Annotated in this window: 13 protein-coding genes; all 13 read right to left on the bottom strand. The window is 70.8% G+C overall.

The window, feature by feature from the left end:
• Positions 1–32: 32 nt before the first annotated feature.
• The 13 genes from HQK15_RS12140 to pyrR all read right to left on the bottom strand — a co-directional run bounded on the left by HQK15_RS12140 (position 33) and on the right by pyrR (position 14,487).
• Positions 33–2,024 (bottom strand): primosomal protein N', encoded by a 1,992-nt coding sequence (locus HQK15_RS12140; protein ID WP_173491712.1) that lies wholly within the window; start codon positions 2,022–2,024, stop codon positions 33–35.
• 96 nt (positions 2,025–2,120) lie between these two features.
• Complete coding sequence (metK, locus tag HQK15_RS12135; protein WP_173491711.1) at positions 2,121–3,308, bottom strand: methionine adenosyltransferase; 1,188 nt, start codon at positions 3,306–3,308, stop codon at positions 2,121–2,123.
• 61 nt (positions 3,309–3,369) lie between these two features.
• A complete protein-coding gene (gene coaBC / locus HQK15_RS12130) occupies positions 3,370–4,590 on the bottom strand; it encodes a bifunctional phosphopantothenoylcysteine decarboxylase/phosphopantothenate--cysteine ligase CoaBC (protein ID WP_496349912.1) in 1,221 nt (406 codons plus the stop codon).
• Between the two features lie 7 nt (positions 4,591–4,597).
• Positions 4,598–4,891 (bottom strand): DNA-directed RNA polymerase subunit omega, encoded by a 294-nt coding sequence (gene rpoZ, locus HQK15_RS12125; RefSeq protein ID WP_173491709.1) that lies wholly within the window; start codon positions 4,889–4,891, stop codon positions 4,598–4,600.
• 18 nt (positions 4,892–4,909) lie between these two features.
• Positions 4,910–5,503, bottom strand: coding sequence for a guanylate kinase (gene gmk / locus HQK15_RS12120; protein ID WP_367649150.1), 594 nt, complete (start codon positions 5,501–5,503; stop codon positions 4,910–4,912).
• Positions 5,496–5,834 carry an integration host factor, actinobacterial type gene (mihF, locus tag HQK15_RS12115; RefSeq protein WP_173491707.1) on the bottom strand — a complete coding sequence of 113 codons (339 nt, stop codon included), beginning with the start codon at positions 5,832–5,834 and terminating at the stop codon, positions 5,496–5,498. Before mihF ends, gmk begins: the two co-directional genes overlap by 8 nt.
• A 31-nt stretch (positions 5,835–5,865) precedes the next feature.
• On the bottom strand, positions 5,866–6,297 hold the full coding sequence (locus HQK15_RS12110) for a hypothetical protein (RefSeq protein WP_173491706.1): 432 nt from the start codon (positions 6,295–6,297) through the stop codon (positions 5,866–5,868).
• Between the two features lie 35 nt (positions 6,298–6,332).
• Positions 6,333–7,148 carry an orotidine-5'-phosphate decarboxylase gene (gene pyrF, locus HQK15_RS12105; RefSeq protein WP_173491705.1) on the bottom strand — a complete coding sequence of 272 codons (816 nt, stop codon included), beginning with the start codon at positions 7,146–7,148 and terminating at the stop codon, positions 6,333–6,335.
• The gene (gene carB / locus HQK15_RS12100) at positions 7,148–10,474 is read right to left on the bottom strand and encodes a carbamoyl-phosphate synthase large subunit (protein WP_173491704.1); all 3,327 of its coding nucleotides are present in this window, start codon (positions 10,472–10,474) and stop codon (positions 7,148–7,150) included. The genes pyrF and carB overlap by 1 nt, the downstream gene beginning before the upstream one ends.
• Positions 10,474–11,598, bottom strand: coding sequence for a glutamine-hydrolyzing carbamoyl-phosphate synthase small subunit (carA, locus tag HQK15_RS12095; RefSeq protein WP_173491703.1), 1,125 nt, complete (start codon positions 11,596–11,598; stop codon positions 10,474–10,476). The genes carB and carA overlap by 1 nt, the downstream gene beginning before the upstream one ends.
• Positions 11,595–12,923, bottom strand: a complete 1,329-nt coding sequence (locus tag HQK15_RS12090; protein WP_173491702.1) for a dihydroorotase — start codon at positions 12,921–12,923, stop codon at positions 11,595–11,597. Before HQK15_RS12090 ends, carA begins: the two co-directional genes overlap by 4 nt.
• Positions 12,920–13,885, bottom strand: a complete 966-nt coding sequence (locus HQK15_RS12085) for an aspartate carbamoyltransferase catalytic subunit (RefSeq protein ID WP_173491701.1) — start codon at positions 13,883–13,885, stop codon at positions 12,920–12,922. The genes HQK15_RS12090 and HQK15_RS12085 overlap by 4 nt, the downstream gene beginning before the upstream one ends.
• Entirely contained in the window at positions 13,882–14,487 is a 606-nt protein-coding gene (gene pyrR / locus HQK15_RS12080; protein ID WP_173491700.1) for a bifunctional pyr operon transcriptional regulator/uracil phosphoribosyltransferase PyrR, read from the bottom strand. The genes HQK15_RS12085 and pyrR overlap by 4 nt, the downstream gene beginning before the upstream one ends.
• Positions 14,488–14,671: the final 184 nt, after the last annotated feature.

Genomic DNA, 14,671 nt, shown 5'->3' with positions numbered 1-14,671 from the left:
CTAGGCCGTGGCCCGCACCCGGCCCGGGGTGGTCAGAACGAGGAGGGGTCGACCTGGATGCGCGGCAGCGACAGCTTGGCCGCACTGCGCTCGGCCGCGTAGGCCTTGAGCGCTGCCGCGAGCGCCGCGCCCTCGCGGCGGGGTGACCGCAGGATGAGTCGCTGGTCGCCGTCGGGGACGCGTGGATCGACCGGGACCGGGCCGAGCACCTCGGTGTGGGGCGTCCACGGTCGGGCGGCGAGCTCGGCCAGGACGTCGTCGGGCGCATCGATCGCCGCCAGCCGCGCGGTCGGCGGCAGATGCGTCTCGGCCCGCGCCGCGAGCTCGCGCACCGCGAAGCCGGTCGGGTCGGCGCGGACGAGGGCCTGCAGCTGCGCGGTCTCGCCCACCGCGACCGCCGAAGCACCGGGCGCAGCCAGCGCGAGCGCGTTGAACCAGCGCCGGTGCGACTCCTCCTCGACCCGGACGTCGTCGCGCGCCAGCATGAGCCAGGTGTCCATCAGCACGACCAGGTCATAGCCGCCCTCGACGTGGGGCTCCGCCCCGGGGGTCGACAGCACGATGACCCGACCCGGCGGCACCGTGTCGAGGACGGTGGCACCACCCGACGTCACGACCTCGACACCGGGGAACGCCCGGGCGTACTCCTCGGCCGTGCGCAGGGCGCCCACCACGGGCGAGCGCAGCCGGGTGCCCTGGCAGTGCGAGCACCGCCAGTGGGGGTGCTCGAGCGAGCACCAGCGGCAGACGACCGTCGAGCCGGCGGCGCGCTGGACGAGGGGGCCCTGGCACGCCTCGCACCGGGCCGGCTGGCGGCACTGCTGGCACGCGAGCGACTCGCGGTAGCCGCGTCGTGGCACCTGGATGAGCACGGGACCCGTCGTGCGCCTGATCGCCGCGAAGACCTCGCCCGGCAGGCGCACGGGGGCAGACCCGGCTGCCACCCCGTCGGTCACCAGCAGCTGCGGCCAGGCCGTGCGCCGGGTCTGACGGTCGGCGACGACCTCGGTGCACCAGCCGCTCTCGACCAGCGACTGCCCCTCGGCGGTGCGGGCGTAGCCGCCGACCAGCAGCGCGGCGCCGGCCGACGCGCGCAGCAGCATGACCTCACGCGTGTGGGGATAAGGAGCGCGCGGCTCGGCGTAGAGGTCGTCGCCCTCGTCCCACATCGCCACGAGGCCGAGATCGGCCACCGGGGCGAAGGCAGCCGCCCGGGTGCCGAGCACGACGCGCACGTCGCCGCGTGCGGCTGCCAAGAAGGCGCGGTAGCGGGCGGCCGGCTTCTGGGCCGCGGTGAGGACCACGTGCCGGCCGTCGCCCAGCACGGCGCTGAACACCTCGTCCCAGCGGGCCACGTCGCGCACGTCGGGCACGCAGACGATCGCCCCGCGACCGGACGCGAGGGTCGCGAGCACGGCCTGGGCCACGCTGAGGGCCGGATCGTCGCCGGGGACCGCGGACCACCAGACCCGGGGGCTCTCCCCCGCCCGCAGGGCCGCGACGAGGGCGGCACCGCGCTCATAGTCGGCCCACGCCTCGTCACCGCCCTCAGGAAGGCCCTCGGGCGGGACCAGCCGCGCTGCCTTCTCGGCGGCGGCGTGCCGTGGCGGGATCGCGAGTCGTAGCACGTCGCCCAGCGACCCGGCATAGCGGTCGGCGACCTGACGGGCGAGGGCCATGACCTCCGGCGTCAGGGCGACCTCGGACGAGACCACCTTGGCAACGGGAGCCAGTCGTCCTCCGTGCTCGGTGGCCGCCAGGCGATCGACCACGAAGCCGTCGACCAGACGACCGGCGAAGCGCACCTTGACCCGGCACCCCGGGACGACCAGCTCGTCGAGGTCCTGCGTGACCGCATAGTCGAACGGCTTGTCGAGGTGCACCAGGCCGGAGTCGACGACGACCCGTGCAACCGGGAGCTCGGCGGCGACCTCGGGCGTCGGCCTCGCCCGCGGGGCCCGTCGGCGGGGCGCCGGCGACGGCACCAGCGTGAGCTGCTCCGGGTCGTCCTGCTGATCGCTCACTGTGCTGTTCTACCAGCCGCCACCCACAGGCTGACGGCCCGCAGACGCACGACGGCCCCCGCCGAGGCGGGGGCCGTCGTGTTGGTGCGGGATGCGTCAGGCGCCGGCAGCGGCACGCAGCGCGTCGGCGCGGCTCGTGTCCTCCCACGGCAGCCCCTCACGGCCGAAGTGGCCGTAGGCGGCGGTCTGCGCGTAGATCGGACGCAGCAGGTCGAGGTCGCGGACGATCGCGCCGGGGCGCAGGTCGAAGACCTCGAGGACGGCCTCACGGATCTTGTCGACCGGCACGGTCTCCGTGCCGTAGGTGTCGACGTAGAAGCCGACCGGCTTCGAGACGCCGATCGCGTAGGCGACCTGGACCTCGGCCTTGGTGGCCAGGCCGGACGCGACGATCGTCTTGGCGACCCACCGCATCGCGTAGGCGGCCGAGCGGTCGACCTTGCTCGGGTCCTTGCCCGAGAAGGCGCCGCCACCGTGGCGCGCGTAGCCGCCGTAGGTGTCGACGATGATCTTGCGGCCGGTCAGGCCCGCATCGCCCATGGGGCCACCGATGACGAACTTGCCCGTCGGGTTGATGTGCAGGCGGTAGTCCGAGGAGTCGATGTCGTACTGCGCGAGCACCGCGTCGATGACGTGCTTCTTGATGTCGACGGCGAGCTGCGACTCCAGGTCGATGCCCTCCTCGTGCTGCGTGGACAGCACGATGGCCTCGACCCGGACGGGCTTGTCGTCATCGTCGTACTCGATGGTGACCTGGGTCTTGCCGTCAGGACGCAGGTACGGCAGCGTGCCGTCCTTGCGCACCGCGGTCAGCTGCTCGGCCAGACGGTGCGCGATCGTGATCGGCAGCGGCATGAGCTCGGGCGTCTCGTCGACCGCGAAGCCGAACATCAGGCCCTGGTCGCCGGCACCCTGGAGGTCGAGCGGGTCGGTGGCGCCGCCGACGCGGGCCTCCTCCGCGTTGTCGACGCCCTGCGCGATGTCGGGGCTCTGCGCGTCGAGGGTGACCTGCACGGCGCAGGACTCCCCGTCGAAGCCCTTGGTGGAGGAGTCGTAGCCGATCTCGAGCACCCGGTCACGGGCGATGCGAGCGATGTCGACGTACGCCTGCGTGGTGACCTCGCCACCGACCAGCACCATGCCGGTCGTCACGAAGGTCTCAGCCGCGACGCGGCTCTTGGGGTCCTCGGCCAGCAGGGCATCGAGGATGCTGTCGCTGATCTGGTCGGCGATCTTGTCCGGGTGTCCCTCAGTGACGGACTCGGACGTGAACAAGCGGCTCACATTGTCTCCTGGGTTGATGACTGTACGGAAGTGTAACGAGCGAGATGCCCTGTGGTTTCGCTCAGTCCAAGCGATGGACGACGGCATCCCAGATCTGGTGGGCGAGCTCGCCCTTGGGCCCTCTCGGGAACTGCTCGACCGACCCGTCGGCACCGAGCAGGACAGCCTCGTTGTCGTCCTGGCCGAAGACCTGACCGCCGCTGACGTCGTTGACGACGAGCAGGTCGCAGCCCTTGCGGGCCAGCTTGGCGCGAGCGTGCTCGATGACGCTCGCCGAGGCGTCGCCGGTCTCGGCTGCGAAGCCCACGATGACGGGACGCTTGCTGGTGCGGGCCGTGACGAGCTCGACCAGGATGTCGGGATTCTCGACCAGCCGGATCTCGGGTGCGACCCCGTCGGCGGTCTTCTTGATCTTGGCGCCGACGACGTCGGCCGGGCGGAAGTCGGCCGGTGCGGCAGCCATCACGACCGCGTCGGCGTCGGCCGCCGCACGATGCACCTGCTGGCGCAGCTCCTCGGTGCTCACCACGTCGACGACGTCGACGCCGGCAGGCCGCGGCAGGCTGACGTTGGCCGCCACGACGGTCACACGGGCGCCCCGCGACACGGCGGCCGCGGCGAGCGCGAAGCCCTGACGGCCCGACGATCGGTTGCCGAGGTAGCGGACCGGGTCGAGGAACTCACGCGTGCCGCCGGCCGAGACGACGACGTGCCGGCCGGCCAGGTCCTGCGCGCGCCCGGCGAGGACGTCGAGCGCTGCGGCGAAGATCTCGGCCGGCGCCGGCAGGCGCCCCTTGCCGGTGTCGACACCGGTGAGACGACCGACCGCGGGCTCGATCACCACGTGGCCGCGGGCCCGCAGCGTCGCGACGTTGGCCTGGGTCGCGGCGTTCTCCCACATCTCGGTGTGCATCGCGGGCGCGAACATGACCGGACAACGTGCCGTGAGCAACGTGTTGGTCAGCAGGTCGTCGGCGAGGCCGTGGGCGGCCTTGGCCAGGATGTTGGCCGTCGCAGGAGCCACCAGCACGAGGTCGGCGCCCTGACCGATGCGGACGTGGGCCACCTCGTCGACGTGCTCGAACACGCCGACCTGGACGGGCTTGCCGCTGAGGGCCTCCCACGTGGCAGCGCCCACGAAGTGCAGCGACGACTCGGTCGGCACGACGCGGACGCTGTGTCCTGACTCGGTGAAGAGGCGCAGGAGCTCGGCCGCCTTGTAGGAGGCGATGCCACCTGCGACGCCCAGGACCACTTCAGCCATGTCGTTGGCCTCCGGCACGGAGGTGTCAGGCCTTCTCGGCAGCTGCTGCTTCGGCCTCGGGGTCGATGTCCTCGACGGTCAGGAGGTCGGCGTTGATCTCGCGCAGCGCGATCGACAGCGGCTTCTCCTGGACGCCCGTCTCCAGGAGCGGTCCGACGTACTCGAGCAGGCCCTCGCCGAGCTGCGAGTAGTAGGCGTTGATCTGGCGAGCGCGCTTGGCGCTGTAGAGGACGAGCTTGTACTTGCTGTCCGCCTTCTCGAGCAGGTCGTCGAGGGGCGGGTTGGTGATGCCGATGGCAGTGGAACGTGTCGTGGACACAAAGCCTCACAGAAAAGTTTAGGAAGGTACCCGACTGGTGCCGGATCTGAACAAGTCTACCAATTCTTCACAGGCGGTCTCGACATCGGTGTTGACGATCGTCACGTCGAACTCCGACTCGGCCGCCAGCTCGATCCGGGCGGTCGCCAGACGGCGTTCGCGCTCCTCCGGGCCCTCGGTGCCGCGACCGACGAGCCGCCGTTCGAGCTCCTCGAAGCTGGGCGGCTTCAGGAAGCACATGAGGGCCTCCGGCATGCGCTCGCGCACCTGCCGGGCCCCCTGCAGGTCGATCTCCAGCAGGGCCGGGGTGCCGGCGGCGAGATGCTCCTCGACCGGCGCGCGCGGCGTGCCGTAGCGGGCCGCGCTGTGCACGACGGCCCACTCGAGCAGTCCATCCTCGGCGACCAGCCGCTCGAACTCGTCGTCGGAGATGAAGTGGTAGTGGACGCCGTCGACCTCGCCGGGTCGGGCGGGGCGGGTCGTGACCGAGACGGAGATCCAGATGTCCGGGTGCTCACGGCGGACGCACGCGGCGACGGTTCCCTTGCCGACGGCCGTCGGACCGGCGAGCACGACGAGTCGTGACCGGCCGGGCGCTGCCGCGTCAGGCACGGCCAGAACGGTCTGACCGGTCGGCGAACTCGGCGAGGAGAGCCTTGATCTGGTTGGCACCGAGGCCGCGGAGGCGCCGGCTGTCGGCGATGCCGATGCGCTGCATGATCTCCTGCGCACGCACCTTGCCCACCCCGGGCATGGCCTGGAGCAGGTCGATGACCTTGAGCTTGGCGATGACCTCGTTGGCCTTCGACTCCGCGATGACCTCGGTGAGGCTCGCGCGCGAGCTCTTGAGCCGGGTCTTGACCTCGGCACGCAGCTGCCGGGCCATGGCGGCCTTCTCCAGCGCCGCCTTGCGCTGTTCGGGCGTCAGTATCGGGAGTGCCACTGGTGTCACCTCTCTTGATCCGTGCGGTTCATCATTGCAGGGTCACGCTGCACTCGGACTTCACGTCGGCGGCGACCCGCTTGCCGTGCTTCGACACGGCGGAGTTGAACGCGGTGTAGGAGCTGTTGAGGCTCTCGCCCTGCTCGGGCGTGAGCTGCGCGACGGCGTCGACCGAGACGTCCTCCAGCTTGAGGCCCGCCGCCTTCTGGGCCGCCTGCACGTCGGCGATCGCCGTCGACAGGGCCGTCCAGTCCTTGCGGATCGTCGTGGGGGCGAGCTTGGCGATCGTACGCGTGGCGCTGCGGTAGCCCGCGAACGCGGCGTCGGTGCGCTTCTGGCCGAACGACTCCAGCGTGGACTGGTCCTTCTTGACCGCCGCGCAGTACTCGCTGTCCCCGCCGCAGCCGGCCAGCGTGGCGGCCGCGACGACGGTCGTGGCCACGAGAGCGGCGATCGTCTTCATGCAGTGCCTCCTCGACGGGCGGTCATGACCGGGCCCTACGACCCTACAAGTTCGGCGTTGACCCGAGCCGCAGAATCGCGGAGCGCCTGCACATCCGGGCCTGCGGCAAGCACGCCCCGCGACGTCGACGGGATGACGTTGTCGATCACGCCGCCGAACAGCCGCCGCACGTCGTCGACCGTGCCGCCCTGGGCACCGAAGCCGGGCACTAGGAGCGGGCCGTTGATCGCGAGGTCCTCAGTCGCGTCGCCGATCGTCGCGCCGACGACGGCGCCGTAGGACCCCATGGGCGTCGCGCCCGCGTTGAGCTCGGCGAGCTGCGCGAGGACGCCTCCGGCGACGGTGCGGTCACCGTTCCTGGCGTGCTGCACCTCGGGGCCCTCGGGGTTGGAGGTCAGCGCCAGCACGAACACGCCGGCGTCGTTCTTCTCGGCCACGTCGAAGAACGGGGCGAGCGAGCCGAAGCCGAGGAACGGGCTGACCGTGATGGCGTCGGCCGCCATCGGCGCGTCGTCGTCGAGGTAGGCGTCGGCATAGGCCTGCGCGGTCGAGCCGATGTCACCGCGCTTGACGTCGAGCACGACCAGCGAGCCGGTGTGGCGCAGGTCCTCGATCGTGCGCTCGAGCACCACCACTCCCCTGGCGCCGAACCGCTCGAAGAACGCCGACTGGGGCTTGACGAACGCGACCTGGCCGGCGAAGGCCTCGACGCAGATCGACGCGAACCGGTCGAGGCCCTCGATGTCGTCCTCGAGACCCCACTGCTCCAGCAGCGAGGGGTGCGGATCGATCCCGATGCAGGCCGGACCATAGGCCTGCATCGCGACCCGTGCACGCGAGCCGAAGGACATCAGGAACGTCCCTCGGTGACGAGCTGGCCCCAGTCCTGCAGCGAGGTGACCTCGATGCTGCCCTCGATGAGGGCCTCGATGCCCTGCACCGCTGCGGCCAGCCCCTGCACCGTCGTGATGCACGGGATGCCCTCGGCCACCGCGGCGGTGCGGATCTCGTAGCCGTCGATGCGCGGGCTGCCGCCGGACGTCACGCCGTGGGGCGTGTTGATGATGAGCTGCACGTCCTGCTCGTGGATCTTCTCCACGATCGTGCTGCGCACCTGGCCCGCCAGGGGCTCCTCGTTGAGCTTGCGGATGACGGTCGCCTTGACCCCGTTGCGGGCCAGCACGACGGCGGTGCCGCTCGTGGCGAGGATCTCGAAGCCGAGGTCGGCGAGGCGCTTGACCGGGAAGATCATGTGCCGCTTGTCGCGGTTGGCGACCGACACGAAGACCTTGCCCGAGGTGGGCAGGCCGTTCTGCGCCCCGGCCTGCGACTTGGCGAACGCCTGGCCGAAGCCGGCGTCGAAGCCCATGACCTCGCCCGTCGAGCGCATCTCGGGGCCGAGCAGCGTGTCGACGTAGGTGCCCTCGTAGGTGCGGAACCGGTTGAACGGCATGACCGCCTCCTTGACCGCGATCGGCGCGTTGTCGGGCAGACGCCCGCCGTCGCCGGTCGCCGGCAGCGCGCCCGCGGTGCGCAGCTCGGCGATCGTCTCGCCGAGCATCAGCCGTGCCGCGGCCTTGGCCAGCTGCGTCGCGGTCGCCTTGGAGACGAACGGCACGGTGCGGGACGCGCGCGGGTTGGCCTCGATGACGTAGAGGATGTCGGACGACAGGGCGAACTGGATGTTGACCAGGCCGCGCACCCCCACGCCCCGGGCGATCGCCTCAGTCGCCTCGCGGATCCGCTGGATCTCCAGGTCGCCCAACGTGATGGGCGGCAGGGCGCACGCCGAGTCGCCGGAGTGCACGCCGGCCTCCTCGATGTGCTCCATGACGCCGCCGAGGAACAGCTCGTGACCGTCGTAGAGCGCGTCGACGTCGATCTCGATCGCGTCGTCGAGGAACCGGTCGACCAGGACCGGCCGGTCCGGCGAGATCTCGGTGGCGCGGCCGATGTAGTCAGCGAGCGTCTCCTCGTCGTAGACGATCTCCATGCCGCGGCCGCCCAGGACGTAGGAGGGACGCACCAGCACCGGGTAGCCGATCTCGTCGGCGATCTCCTTGGCGTTCTCGAACGTCGTGGCCATGCCGTTCTTGGGAGCGATGAGTCCCGCCTCGTCGAGCACACGGGCGAACGCACCGCGCTCCTCCGCGAGCTCGATCGCGGCGGGCTGCGTGCCCACGATCGGCACTCCTGCTGCCTCCAGCCCGGCCGCCAGGCCCAGCGGGGTCTGGCCGCCGAGCTGCACGATGACGCCCACGACGGGGCCGGCCTGCTGCTCGGCGTGCACGATCTCCAGGACGTCCTCGAGCGTCAGGGGCTCGAAGTAGAGCCGGTCCGACGTGTCGTAGTCGGTCGAGACCGTCTCGGGGTTGCAGTTGACCATGACGGTCTCGTAGCCGACCTCCGACAGGGCCATCGCCGCGTGGACGCACGAGTAGTCGAACTCGATGCCCTGGCCGATGCGGTTGGGACCGCTGCCGAGGATCAGGACCGCGGGCTTCGTGCGCGGCGCGACCTCGGTCTCCTCGTCGTACGAGGAGTAGTGGTAGGGCGTCGTGGCCGCGAACTCTGCGGCGCAGGTGTCGACGGTCTTGTAGACCGGCCGCACGCCGAGGGCGTGGCGCACGCCGCGGACGACGTCCTCGGGCAGCCCGCGGATGCGGCCGAGCTGCGCGTCGGAGAAGCCGTTCCGCTTGGCGCGGCGCAGCAGCGCCGGGGAGAGCTCCTTGGCCTCGATCAGGTCGACCGCGATCTCGTTGATCAGGGCGAGCTGGTCGACGAACCACGGATCGATCTTGGTCGCGTCGAAGACCTCCTGCGGCGTCGCGCCGGCCCGGATCGCGTCCATGACCTTCTTGATGCGGCCGTCGTGCGGCACGGCGATCTGGGCGAGCAGCTCGTCCTTGTCGAGCTCGACCCACTGCTTGCTCCAGTCGAAGACCGCCTGCGGACGCTCCAGCGACCGCAGAGCCTTCTGCAGCGCCTCGGTGAAGTTGCGACCGATCGCCATGGCCTCGCCGACCGACTTCATGTGCGTCGTCAGAGTCGGGTCGGCGGCCGGGAACTTCTCGAACGCGAAGCGGGGCACCTTGACGACGACGTAGTCGAGGGTCGGCTCGAACGAGGCCGGCGTCTCCTGCGTGATGTCGTTGGGGATCTCGTCGAGCGTGTAGCCGATCGCGACCTTGGCGGCAATCTTGGCGATCGGGAAGCCGGTCGCCTTCGACGCGAGCGCGGACGACCGCGAGACGCGCGGGTTCATCTCGATGACGACGATGCGGCCGTCGGCCGGGTTGACCGCGAACTGGATGTTGCAGCCTCCGGTGTCGACGCCGACCTCGCGGATGATGCCGATCGAGATGTCGCGCAGCCGCTGGTACTCGACGTCGGTCAGCGTCATGGCGGGCGCGACGGTGATCGAGTCGCCGGTGTGGACGCCCATGGGGTCGAAGTTCTCGATCGAGCAGACGATCACGACGTTGTCGGCCGTGTCGCGCATGACCTCCAGCTCGTACTCCTTCCACCCCAGGATCGACTCCTCGAGCAGCACCTCGGTCGTGGGGCTCAGCGCCAGGCCGGAGCCGGCGATGCGGTGCAGGTCGGCCTCGTCGTAGGCCAGGCCGGAGCCCGAGCCGCCCATCGTGAACGAGGGGCGCACGACGACGGGGTAGCCGCCGAGGCCCTCGACGCCGTCGAGGCACTCCTGCATCGTGTGGCAGATGATCGAGTTGGCCGACTCCGCGCCCCACTCGGGCGGCAGCGTCGCCACGACCTCCTTGAAGGACTCGCGGTTCTCACCCTTCTCGATCGCCTCGATCGAGGCACCGATCAGCTCGACGCCGTACTTCTCCAGGACGCCGGCCTCGTGCATCTGGATCGCGGCGTTGAGCGCCGTCTGCCCGCCCAGCGTCGCCAGCAGCGCGTCGGGGCGCTCCTTGGCGATGACCTTCTCGACGAACTCGGGCGTGATCGGCTCGATGTAGGTCGCGTCGGCGAACTCGGGGTCGGTCATGATCGTGGCCGGGTTGGAGTTGATCAGGATGACCCTGATGCCCTCCTCCTGCAGGACCCGGCACGCCTGGGTGCCGGAGTAGTCGAACTCGCAGGCCTGACCGATGACGATCGGGCCGGAGCCGATGACCAGGACACTCTGGATGTCGGTGCGCTTCGGCATCAGACACCTGCCTTTTCTGCGCTCATGAGGTCGACGAACCGGTCGAAGAGATAGGCCGCGTCGTGCGGGCCGGCCGCTGCCTCGGGGTGGTACTGGACGCTGAACGCCGGCTGGTCGAGGAGCGCGAGCCCCTCCACCACGTCGTCGTTGAGGCACACGTGGGTGACGCGGCCGGGACCGTACGGCGTCTCGAACGTCCCTGTCAGCGGGGCGTCGACCGCGAAGCCGTGGTTGTGGGCCGTGATCTCGACCTTGCCGGTCGTGAGGTCCTGCACGGGCTGGTTGATGCCGCGGTGGCCGTAGACCAGCTTGTAGGTGCCGCGGTCGAGCGCCCGGCCGAAGACCTGGTTGCCCAGGCAGATGCCGAAGTAGGGCGTGCGTGCCGCGAGCACCTGCTTGAGCGTCGCGACCGCGTGGTCGGCGGTCGCCGGGTCACCCGGGCCGTTCGACATGAACACGCCGTCGGGCCCGATCGCGGCGATCTCGTCGTACGTCGCCGTGGCCGGCATGACGTGCACCTCGATGCCGCGCTCGGCCATGCGGCGCGGGGTCATGCCCTTGATGCCCAGGTCGATCGCCGCGACGGTGAACCGCTTCTCCCCCACGGCCGGCACGACGTACGTCTGCTCGGTCGTCACGTCGGCGAGGAAGCTGGCGCCCTTCATCTGCGGGGCCTCGGTGACCCTGGCCAGCAGCGCGGCCACGTCGGTCGAGGCCGAGCTGATGCCGCCGCGCATCGAGCCGCGCTCGCGCAGGTGACGCGTGAGCGCGCGGGTGTCGATCCCGGAGATGCCCACGACCCCCTGCGCCTCCAGCTCCGCGTCGAGCGTCTGGCTGGACCGCCAGCTGGACCGGACCCGGGCGGGGTCGCGCACGACGTAGCCGTCGACCCAGATGCGGCGGGACTCAAAATCCTCGTCGTTGACGCCGGTGTTGCCGATGTGCGGGGCGGTCATGGCGACGATCTGCCCCTTGTAGGACGGATCGGTCAGGGTCTCCTGGTAGCCGGTCATGCCGGTGGAGAACACGATCTCGCCGATCGTCTCGCCCACGGCACCGTAGGACTCGCCGCGGAACACGCGGCCGTCCTCCAGGACGAGGATCGCCTCGGTCGTGGCGGTCATGCGGTCACCTGTCCTTCCACCAGCGGGGTCACGAGTGCACGGTCACGGACGGTCGCCCTGCCGCGCAGGAAGGTCGCGACGACCTCTCCGGGCAGGGTGAGTCCGGCGTACGGGTTGTTGCGCGACAGCGAGGCCGTGTCGCGGGGGTCGATCGTCCGGGTGGCGGACGGGTCGACGAGGACGATGTTGGCCGGCTCGCCGACGGCGATCGGGCGGCCCTGGTTGGCGACGCGGCCGATCTCGGCGGGCTTGCTCGACATCGCGCGGGCCACCTGCTCCCACGTGAGGCGTCCGGTGTCGACCATCGTCTGCTGGACGACCGAGAGCGCCGTCTCCAGACCCAGCATGCCGAAGGCCGCGGCGGACCACTCGCACTCCTTGTCCTCCATGGGGTGCGGGGCGTGGTCGGTCGCGACGATGTCGATCGTGCCGTCGGCGAGACCCTCGCGGACCGCCTCGACGTCGTCGGCCGAGCGCAGCGGCGGGTTGACCTTGTAGATCGGGTCGTAGCTGCGCACGAGGTCATCGTTGAGCAGCAGGTGGTGCGGGGTGACCTCGGCCGTGACGTCGATGCCGCGGCTCTTGGCCCAGCGGATGATCTCGACCGATCCGCGCGTCGACAGGTGGCACACGTGCAGCCGCGAGCCGACGTGCTCGGCGAGCAGGACGTCACGGGCGATGATCGCCTCCTCGGCGACGGCCGGCCAGCCGGTGAGGCCGAGCTCGCCCGACAATGGGCCCTCGTTCATCTGGGCCCCCTCGGTGAGGCGGGGCTCCTGGGCGTGCTGGGCGATGACGCCGTCGAACGCCTTGACGTACTCCAGGGCTCGCCTCATGACGACCGCGTCGGACACGCACTTGCCGTCGTCGGAGAACACCTTGACCCCTGCGGCGGAGTCGGCCATCGCGCCGAGCTCGGCGAGCTGCGTGCCCTGGAGACCGACCGTGACCGCGCCGACCGGCTGGACGTCGCAGTAGCCGCCCTCGCGGCCCAGGCGCCAGACCTGCTCGACGACGCCGGCGGTGTCGGCGACCGGCTCGGTGTTGGCCATCGCGTGCACGCAGGTGAAGCCGCCGCGCGCGGCCGCCTGCGACCCGGTGAGGACCGTCTCGGCGTCCTCACGGCCCGGCTCGCGGACGTGGGTGTGCAGGTCGACGAGCCCCGGCAGGGCGACGAGCCCGGTGGCGTCGATCGTCACCAGCTCGACCCCGTCGCGCGGTGCGGCGGTGTCGGCGCCGAGCGAGGCGATCACGCCGTCGCGGAGCACGAGGTCCGTCGGGCCGTTGCCGAGCACGTCGGCCCCGAGGATCAGGTAGTCGGTCATGCGTTTCCTTCTGTCGTGCTGGTGTCGTCGGCTGCGCCGCCGAGCAGGAGGTAGAGGACGGCCATCCGGACCGCGACGCCGTTGGTGACCTGCTCGACGATGACCGACCGGACGTGGTCGGCGACGTCGGCGGTGATCTCCATGCCGCGGTTCATCGGGCCGGGGTGCATCACGATCGCGTGATCGGGCAGCCGGTTCAGCCGTGCGGTGTCGAGGCCGTAGCGGCGCGAGTACTCGCGGGCGCTCGGGAAGTACGACGCGTTCATCCGCTCGGCCTGCACCCGCAGCATCATCACGGCGTCGGCCTTCTCCAGCGACGCGTCGAGGTCGTACGACGTCGTGACCGGCCAGCGGTCGACGCCGACGGGCAGGAGCGTCGGCGGGGCGACGATCGTGACGTTGGCGCCCAGCGTCTGGAGCAGCAGGACGTTGGAGCGGACGACCCGGCTGTGCAGCACGTCGCCGACGATCGTGACGTTCTTGCCCTCGAGGCTGCCGTCGCCGCCCTGCGCGAGGTGACGGCGCATCGTGAACGCGTCGAGCAGCGCCTGCGTGGGGTGCTCGTGCGTGCCGTCGCCGGCGTTGATGACGGCACCCTTGGTCCACTTGGCCTGGGCCAGGCGGTGCGGTGCCCCCGAGCTGTGGTGGCGGATGATGACCGCGTCGGCGCCCATGGCCTGCAGGGTCAGCGCGGTGTCCTTGAGGCTCTCGCCCTTGGAGACGCTCGAGCCCTTGGCCGAGAAGTTGATGACGTCGGCGCTCAGCCTCTTGGCGGCGGCCTCGAACGAGATGCGCGTGCGGGTCGAGTCCTCGAAGAACAGGTTGACGACCGTGCGCCCGCGCAGCGTGGGCAGCTTCTTGATCGGGCGGCTCGCGACGCCGAGGAGCTCCTCGGCGGTGTCGAGGACGCGGATCGCGTCGGTGCGGTCGAGGTCGCCCGCGCTCAGCAGGTTCTTGATCATGCGGCACCTCCCGCGATGGCCACGGAGTCGCCCTCGTCGGACTCTGCGAGCCGCACCTTGACCTGCTCGGCCAGCGACGTCGGCAGGTTCTTGCCCACGAAGTCGGCCCGGATCGGCAGCTCGCGGTGGCCCCGGTCGATCAGCACGGCGAGCTGGACGGCCTTGGGGCGTCCGAGCTCGTTGAGGGCGTCGAGCGCCGCGCGGATCGTCCGTCCGGAGAACAGCACGTCGTCGATGAGCACGACGACCTTGCCGTCGATGTCGTCGGGGATCTCGGTGTGCTCCAGCGCCCGGGCCGGCTTGAGGCGCAGGTCGTCGCGGTACATCGTGATGTCGAGGGCGCCGGCGGTGATCGTGCGCCCCTCGACCTCCGACATGCGCGCCGCGATCCGGCGGGCCAGGTGAACACCGCGGGTCGGGATGCCCAGCAGCACCAGACCGGCGGAGTCGCGGTTGCGCTCGAGGATCTCGTGCGTGATGCGGGTCAGGGCCCGGGAGATGTCCTGGTCGTCCAGGACCGTGCGGGCTGCCGCGGGAGGCGTGTGCGCTGTGTCAGGAATGTTCGCTGTGTCAGCACGTGCAGCGTCGTCAGACGCAACCATGTCTGACCTCCTTCTCCGCCTCTCGGGACGGCCGTTAAAGGATGTCGGTTGTTCACGGCAACACTAGCAGCGCGTCGCCCTCGCTCTGGACGCGGCTCGGCACGTCGCACGACCCGCCCGGACCGATCGTCGGGGGTTCAGGGAGCTTCGACGACGCAACGGCCGAGACAGCGGCGCTCCGGGA

The sequence above is a fragment of the Aeromicrobium stalagmiti genome (genome assembly GCF_013283745.1).
Classification (GTDB): domain Bacteria; phylum Actinomycetota; class Actinomycetes; order Propionibacteriales; family Nocardioidaceae; genus Aeromicrobium; species Aeromicrobium stalagmiti.
The sequence above is the reverse complement of the archived record's forward strand: the minus strand, read 5'-3'. Positions and strand labels throughout refer to the sequence as shown.

Coding starts and splice junctions, on each gene's coding strand:
- HQK15_RS12090 (WP_173491702.1), bottom strand. CDS start 12,923: ATGACCGACTACCTGATCCTCGGGGCCGACGTGCTCGGCAACGGCCCG.
- HQK15_RS12110 (WP_173491706.1), bottom strand. CDS start 6,297: ATGAAGACGATCGCCGCTCTCGTGGCCACGACCGTCGTCGCGGCCGCC.
- pyrF (WP_173491705.1), bottom strand. CDS start 7,148: ATGTCCTTCGGCTCGCGTGCACGGGTCGCGATGCAGGCCTATGGTCCG.
- carB (WP_173491704.1), bottom strand. CDS start 10,474: ATGCCGAAGCGCACCGACATCCAGAGTGTCCTGGTCATCGGCTCCGGC.
- carA (WP_173491703.1), bottom strand. CDS start 11,598: ATGACCGCCACGACCGAGGCGATCCTCGTCCTGGAGGACGGCCGCGTG.
- pyrR (WP_173491700.1), bottom strand. CDS start 14,487: ATGGTTGCGTCTGACGACGCTGCACGTGCTGACACAGCGAACATTCCT.
- HQK15_RS12085 (WP_173491701.1), bottom strand. CDS start 13,885: ATGATCAAGAACCTGCTGAGCGCGGGCGACCTCGACCGCACCGACGCG.